Raw genomic sequence first — 6,209 nt, 5'->3', positions numbered from 1 at the left:
GCCGCGGCCCCCGCACCCAGCCAGGGTGCGGGGGCCGCGGCTTGTCCCGCACTTCGCCGGTGATGTCAAGGACTGTCCTGGTCGGCATCCCGCAGCTAGCCTGCCGAGCATGTCGTGCATCTGGCTCTCGGGCGGCGGTCCGTACGACAACAAGGACCGCGACCTCGTGCTCTACCCGCCGCCCCAGGACGGCCGCGTGGTCTTCGACGCGGCCCCGGGCAAGCCCTTCGCCGAGTACGTCGAGACCGCGGACTTCCACGACTCGACGCTGCACGGGCGGTGCCGCGTGTTCCGCTACGTGCCGCAGCCGACGGGAGAGCGCGCATAACCCGCTGACGTCCGCGCGGCCGCTGGCTACGGTCTGCGTCCATGACGACCGCGGCCAAGGCCGGCCCATGCTGAGCGCAGCCCGCCGGCACCTCGTGTTCGACGCCGACGACACGCTGTGGGAGAACAACGTCTTCTTCGAGCGTGCGATCGACGACTTCGTCGCATGGATGAACCACCCGACGCTCGAGCCCGCGGCCATCCGGCAGACGCTGCACGACATCGAGCGGGCCAACTCGGTCGCGCACGGCTACGGCACGCTGGTCTTCCTGCGCAGCCTGCACGAGTGCTTCGAGCGGCTGGCCGAGCGCGGGGCCGACGACACCGACCGCGCCTCGATCGAGGCCTTCGCCGCGCGCCTGCGGTCCGGGGACGTCGAGCTGATCCCAGAGGTCGAGCACACGCTCGCGGCGCTGGGCGACCGGCACGACCTGCTGCTGCTGACGAAGGGCGCACCCGAGGAGCAGCAGCGCAAGATCGACGTCTCGGGGCTGGCCGGCTATTTCCGCCGGACGGTCATCGTTCCCGAGAAGGACGTCGAGGCCTACCGCAAGCTCGTCGCCGACGAGGGGCTGGACCCGGCGCAGACCTGGATGATCGGCAACTCGATCAAGTCCGACATCAACCCGGCGCTCGCCGCGGGCCTGGGCGCGGTCTTCCTGCCGAACGACAACACCTGGGCCCTCGAGCACGCCGAGCTCGATGCCCCCACCGAGGGCCGGTTCCTGCAGCTGCAGCGGTTCCCCGAGCTGCTCCTGCATTTCTGACCCACGCCCCAACCCCACCCCGCATCCCGGGCGCCTCTCTTCCCCCGCTGATCAAGCGAAGTTGGCGAGTTGTCCACAGGCCGCAATCTGTGGACAACTCGCCAACTCTGCTTGATCAGCCGGAGGGGTGGGTGGAGGAAAGGGGTCAGCGGCAGAGGGTCAGCGGCAGAAGGGCTTCGCCCCCATGGCGCTCAGGATCCCGTTGACGACGTGGTCCTCGAAGTACGCGTCACCCTCGAGCGGCGCGTCCGTCCAGGCCGCGACGTCGTGCCCGAGCGACGTGACCCAGGACCGGCCGCCGTCGTAGTACTGGCACCAGGAGACGGGGTGGTCGCGTCCCATGCCCGGGTGGCCGTTGAAGCCGACCGCGTTGCCCGCCGACGCTTCGTCCATCTCGAGCAGGACGCGCACGTCGGACGGCTCGGGGATGAGGTTGTACCACTCGTCGGTGAACCGCCACTCGCGCGGCAACGCGGCCGTCGAGACGTCCCGCCGGTTGACCGTACGCACCAGCCCGGCCCGGTTCGGCCCGTGGTCGTAGAAGTTGGCCCCGCCGAGCAGCCCCTGGAACCACGGCCAGTGGTACTCCGCGCCGAGGGTGTTGTGGATGGCGACGAAGCCGCCCCCGGCCCGGACGTACTGCATCAACCCGGTCTGCGCGGCGTCGTCGAGGATGTCGCGCGAGTTGCTGAGGAACACGACCGCGTCGTACGGCAGCAGCCGGCCCGGCGAGTCGAGCTGGGCGACGTCCTCGGTCCAGTCGACGGCGAACCCGTGCTTCTGGCCCCACTCGACGACCCGGCGCTGCGCGATGTTGCCGGCCGCCAGCGGCGGGTTCTTGCCCGGCCCCAGCAGCGGCCCCAGGTGGGCGTGCCGCGAGACGCCGGTCCGGCTGTAGACGAGCACCTTCCACACCCCGTCGTTGCGGAACGGCGTCGGCCACTCGTGGTAGCACCGCGGGTCCGTCCCCCGGCAGACGCCGTAGTCTGCGACCTCGTCGTCGTCGCGTCCCCACCGCTCGTGGCCGCCGTCCGCCGACGTCGAGCCGGGCAGCCCGACGAGAAGCGTGCCGAGCAGCGCGCCCGCGGCCGCGAGCAGCCCCGCCTTCGCTCTGGTCCGCATGGCGTCAGCGCCCGTGCTCGGTCATGCGGCGGTACTGCTGCCCCACCTCGACCTTGGTCAGCGCGCGGTCGAGGAACATCAGGCTGTCCATGCGGCAGTTGCACGGGTTCCGCTCCGACAGGTCCTGCGGGAAGCTCCCGCCGATCTTGATGCCGCGTGGGTCGGTCGGGGAGGAGAGGTACGGCCGGGGCCCCGTCCGCTGCCACGGGTCGCCCGACGCGGTGTAGAACCCCGGGATCGGCTTGCCGTTGCGATAGAGCGCCATCGTGCCCGCGTCGAAGTCGAACGTCGCCGCGAGGTGCACCCACTCGCCCTGCGGAAGCAGAGTTCGCCAATCCGCGTTCGCCGCGAAGGTCTGGGACGCACCGGTGTCGATCCGGCGCCCAAGGGCCACCAGCCGCAGCGTGCCGTTGACGTCGATGAGCTCGAGCAGGGCGCGTACGGCGTGGCCGTCGGAGTTGCCGGTCAGGACGCCGGCGAGCCCGATGGCGTTGTAGTAGTCGTTCGGGTTGGCCGTGTTCGTGTTGGGGCTCGGCCCGTCCCCGGTCATCTTGAACCAGCCCATGACGGTGGTGCTCTGCACGGCGTTGAACGCGCGGAGCGTCGGCACGCCGGTCGGTGAGTAGACGCCGGCCTTCCACGCCCCGCGCCCGGCGGCGACGTCGGCCTGCTGCACCTGCATCGAGTTGCGGCTGGCGCGGAAGGCCCCGTCCCGCATCCGCATGTCGTCGCCGCCGTTGACGAGCGTGATGTCCGTGCCGGACAGCCCCTGGTCGTCCTCCTTCGCGGGGTTCCCCGGCACCGGGTGCTCGAAGTCGTAGTAGGCCTGCAGGTCACGGGCCACGTTGGGGTGAACGACCTCGTCGCGCTCGACCCGCTGCACGCCGACGACCTTCCAGACCTTGCCGTTCGCCTTGGCGATCAGGTAGAGCTCGCCCTCCGCGTCACGCCCGAACCGAAGGTCGACGCGGTTGTCGCCGGCGAGGATCGGCATCGACACCTCACGGCCGTCGGGGGTGAAGACCGCGAGCTCGTGCATCGGCGCCAGCTCCCCGCTGCCGCGCACCATCTTCGCTTCCTCGGTGTAGAAGATCCGGCCGTCGACGAGGTCACCGAAGATGTACGTCCCGCCGAGCTTGCCGAGTTTCTTCCCGCGGTAGACGTAGCCGCCGCTCACCGCGTGGCCCACGTCCGCCGTGCACGAGTAGCCGGGCGGCGGGTCGTGGTCGTACGCCGCGACCGGGTAGGTGAATCCGTAGGACTCGTCGTCATCGGGCAGCGAGTAGAGGTTGCAACGGTCGGACTTGTTGTAGAGGAACGGTCCCTCGCGCTGCGGCCATCCGAGGTCGTCACCGGCGCGTACGTCGTAGACCGCCTCGAGGTCCTTCTCGCCGATGTGCCCCATGAACATGCGCTGCTTGCCGCCCGGGTCCCAGCTGAAGCGGTGCGGGTCGCGCATGCCGATGGCGAAGATCTCGCCGAGGGCGCCGGCCTGCCCGACGAACGGGTTGACGGCGGGGATGCCGTACTTCCCGTTGGCGCTGTCGCGCCCCGTCGGGTCGATGCGCAGGATCTTGCCGTGCGGGACGGCGAGGTTCTGCGGGTCGTTGTTGCCCACGCTCGCGCCGAGCCCGCCGTCGCCCGCCGCGATGTAGAGCAGGCCGTAGTCGGCGTCGCGCGGGGTCGCGTTCGGGTTGAAGTCGATCTGCTGGATGCCGTGGATCTGGCCGCCGAAGCCGAGCCGCAGCACCTCGCGTCGTGTGCCGCTGAAGACGTCCGCGGCCGGGTCCGTCGCCTTCCATTCGGTGATGACGCCGTGGAAGATCGTGCCGCGCTGCGGCGTCAGGTCCGGCGTCTTGCTGGTGAGCGCGCCGAACGCCTCGGTGTGAACGGTGTAGAACAGCCCGTTGCTCGCGAAGGCGGGGTGGAACGCGGCGAAGCCGAAGCCCTGGCCGAGGCCGCGGCCGGAGAAGAAGTCGGCACCGACCGTCTCACGGACGTCGAGGTACTCCCACGGCTCCCCGTCGTCGTCGAGGAGGTAGAGCGAGCCGTTGAGGTCGGGGACGTACATCCGCCCCGAGCCGTCGCGGATCTCGGCGAGGTTGTTGATGCGCGCGTGCCGCATCAGCCGGGCGTCGGTCGGTGCCGGGAACGGCTCGGACTTCGGGAACTGCGCGAACTCCTCGACCACGAGTCCGAGCCGGGCCGCAGCCGCCTCTTCGGGGATCGGATCGGTCAGCACGACGCTCGCTGCGGCGGAGACGTCGGTTGCCGCGACACCCGAAGCGGCTGTCACCGGGACGAGAAGGGTCGCAGCAGCGAGTGCCGCAACTGGGATCAGGTATCTGGGCTTCCTCATTGCACCCACCGTTCCGTCGGAGAGATGTGGTGTGCGTAAGCGCTTACGCGGAAGTTACAAGCGCGTTTCACCGGAAGTCAATGGCCGGTCGCGGATTCAGAGGTACGGCTGGACCAGCTCGACGTAGCGGCGGGCCATCGTCGCGACGACCTGCTCCCCGGGCGCGGCCCAGACGTCGGCGTTGAAGATCTCCACCTCGACGTCGCCGGAGTAGCCCGAGCGCGCGACCGCCGCGGTGAACGCGGCGAAGTCGACGTGGCCGTCGCCCATCATCCCCCGCGCCAGCAGCGTGTCCGCCGGCAGCGGAGTGACCCAGTCGCACACCTGGTAGCTCACGATCCGGTCGCCGCACGACTCCAGGAGAGCCAGCACGCCCGGCTCCCACCACAGATGGAACGTGTCGACGACCACCCCGACCTCGTCCGCTCCGTGCGTGGACGCGAGCTCGAGCGCCTGGGCGAGGGTCGAGACGACGCCGCGGTCCGCGGCGTAGACGGGGTTCATCGGCTCGATGCCGAGCACGACGCCGCGCTCGCGCGCATAGGGCACGAGGTCGGCGACCGCTTCGGCCACCCGCGCCCGGGCGGCCGGCAGGTCGCGGTCCCCCGGCGGCAGCCCGCCGGGCACGAGGACGAGCGTCCGCGCGCCGAGCGCGGCCGCCTCGTCGATGGCTGCCCTGTTGTCGCTGATCGCCCGGACCCGCTCGGCGCGGTCGGCGGTGGTGAAGAAGCCACCGCGGCACAGCGAGGAGACCCGCAGCCCGGAGGCACGCACCTCCCGGACGGCCACGTCGAGCCCGACGTCCGCCACCGGCTCGCGCCACAGCCCCACCGCCGGCAGCCCGGCCGCGCGGGCGCCCTCCAGCGCCTCGTGCAGCGTCCACCGGGCCGCCGTGCGCTGGTTGAGCGAGAGGCGGGCCAGCCGGAGGTCGCCGGGCAGAGGTGTCGGCACCCGGGCCGGGGCGCCGCCCGGGACGTCGACCTCGAGCGACTCGAGCAGACCGCTCACGGCGACGCCCCCGCCGTACGCAGCAGGAGGCCGAGCCGCTCGGCCGCGAGCCCGGGGTCCGGCAGCAGCCGGGCCTCGTTCGCCAGCTCGAAGGCCCGCGCCAGGTGGACCACCGACCGGGCCGACTGAAGGCCGCCGACCATGGTGAACCCCGGCTGGTGGCCTGAAATCCACGACAGAAAGGCGATTCCTGTCTTGTAGTAGTAGGTCGGGGCCTGGAACAGGTGCCGGGAGAGCTCCAGCGTCGCACCCATCTCCGCGTCGTACGCCCCCGCGTCCCCCGCGTCGAGCGCGGCGAGCGCGGCGCCCGCGGCCGGCGCCACGGCGGCGAACGCCCCGAGCAGGGCGTCGGAGTGATGGCTGCCGTCCCCGCGGATGAGCTCGGGATAGTTGAAGTCGTCGCCGGTGTAGAGCCGCACGCCGGCAGGGAGGGCGGCCCGCAGCCGCCGCTCGTGGTCGGCGTCGAGCAGGGAGACCTTCACCCCGTCGACGTGCTCGGCGTGGTCGTGCACTAGGCCCAGGAAGGCCGTGGTCGCGGCCGCGACGTCCGACCCGGACCAGTAGCCCCGCAGCGCAGGGTCGAACATCTCGCCCAGCCAGTGCAGGATGACCGGTGCACCGGCGTG

6 protein-coding genes are annotated in these 6,209 nt (G+C 71.3%); 2 read left to right on the top strand and 4 right to left on the bottom strand.

Going from position 1 to position 6,209, the window contains the following annotated elements:
• Positions 1-109: 109 nt before the first annotated feature.
• Entirely contained in the window at positions 110-328 is a 219-nt protein-coding gene (locus tag G9H71_RS20525; RefSeq protein WP_166284645.1) for a hypothetical protein, read from the top strand.
• A 70-nt stretch (positions 329-398) separates the two neighbouring features.
• Positions 399-1,094 (top strand): HAD family hydrolase, encoded by a 696-nt coding sequence (locus G9H71_RS20520; RefSeq protein WP_196792326.1) that lies wholly within the window; start codon positions 399-401, stop codon positions 1,092-1,094.
• A 159-nt stretch (positions 1,095-1,253) separates the two neighbouring features.
• Here G9H71_RS20520 and G9H71_RS20515 read toward each other — a convergent pair whose 3' ends face one another.
• From G9H71_RS20515 to G9H71_RS20500, 4 genes are all read right to left on the bottom strand, one after another.
• Entirely contained in the window at positions 1,254-2,216 is a 963-nt protein-coding gene (locus G9H71_RS20515) for a ThuA domain-containing protein (protein ID WP_166284643.1), read from the bottom strand.
• A gap of 4 nt (positions 2,217-2,220) precedes the next feature.
• Positions 2,221-4,575, bottom strand: coding sequence for a PQQ-dependent sugar dehydrogenase (locus tag G9H71_RS20510; protein WP_166284642.1), 2,355 nt, complete (start codon positions 4,573-4,575; stop codon positions 2,221-2,223).
• 96 nt (positions 4,576-4,671) lie between these two features.
• Positions 4,672-5,574 (bottom strand): sugar phosphate isomerase/epimerase family protein, encoded by a 903-nt coding sequence (locus G9H71_RS20505; RefSeq protein WP_231135185.1) that lies wholly within the window; start codon positions 5,572-5,574, stop codon positions 4,672-4,674.
• Between the two features lie 5 nt (positions 5,575-5,579).
• Positions 5,580-6,209, bottom strand: a 630-nt coding sequence (locus G9H71_RS20500) for a DUF993 family protein (protein WP_166284640.1), incomplete at its 5' end; no start/stop codon positions are given.

The sequence above is a fragment of the Motilibacter deserti genome (assembly GCF_011250635.1).
In the GTDB taxonomy this organism is placed as follows: domain Bacteria; phylum Actinomycetota; class Actinomycetes; order Motilibacterales; family Motilibacteraceae; genus Motilibacter_A; species Motilibacter_A deserti.
This window is presented reverse-complemented; position numbering and strand designations above follow the sequence as displayed.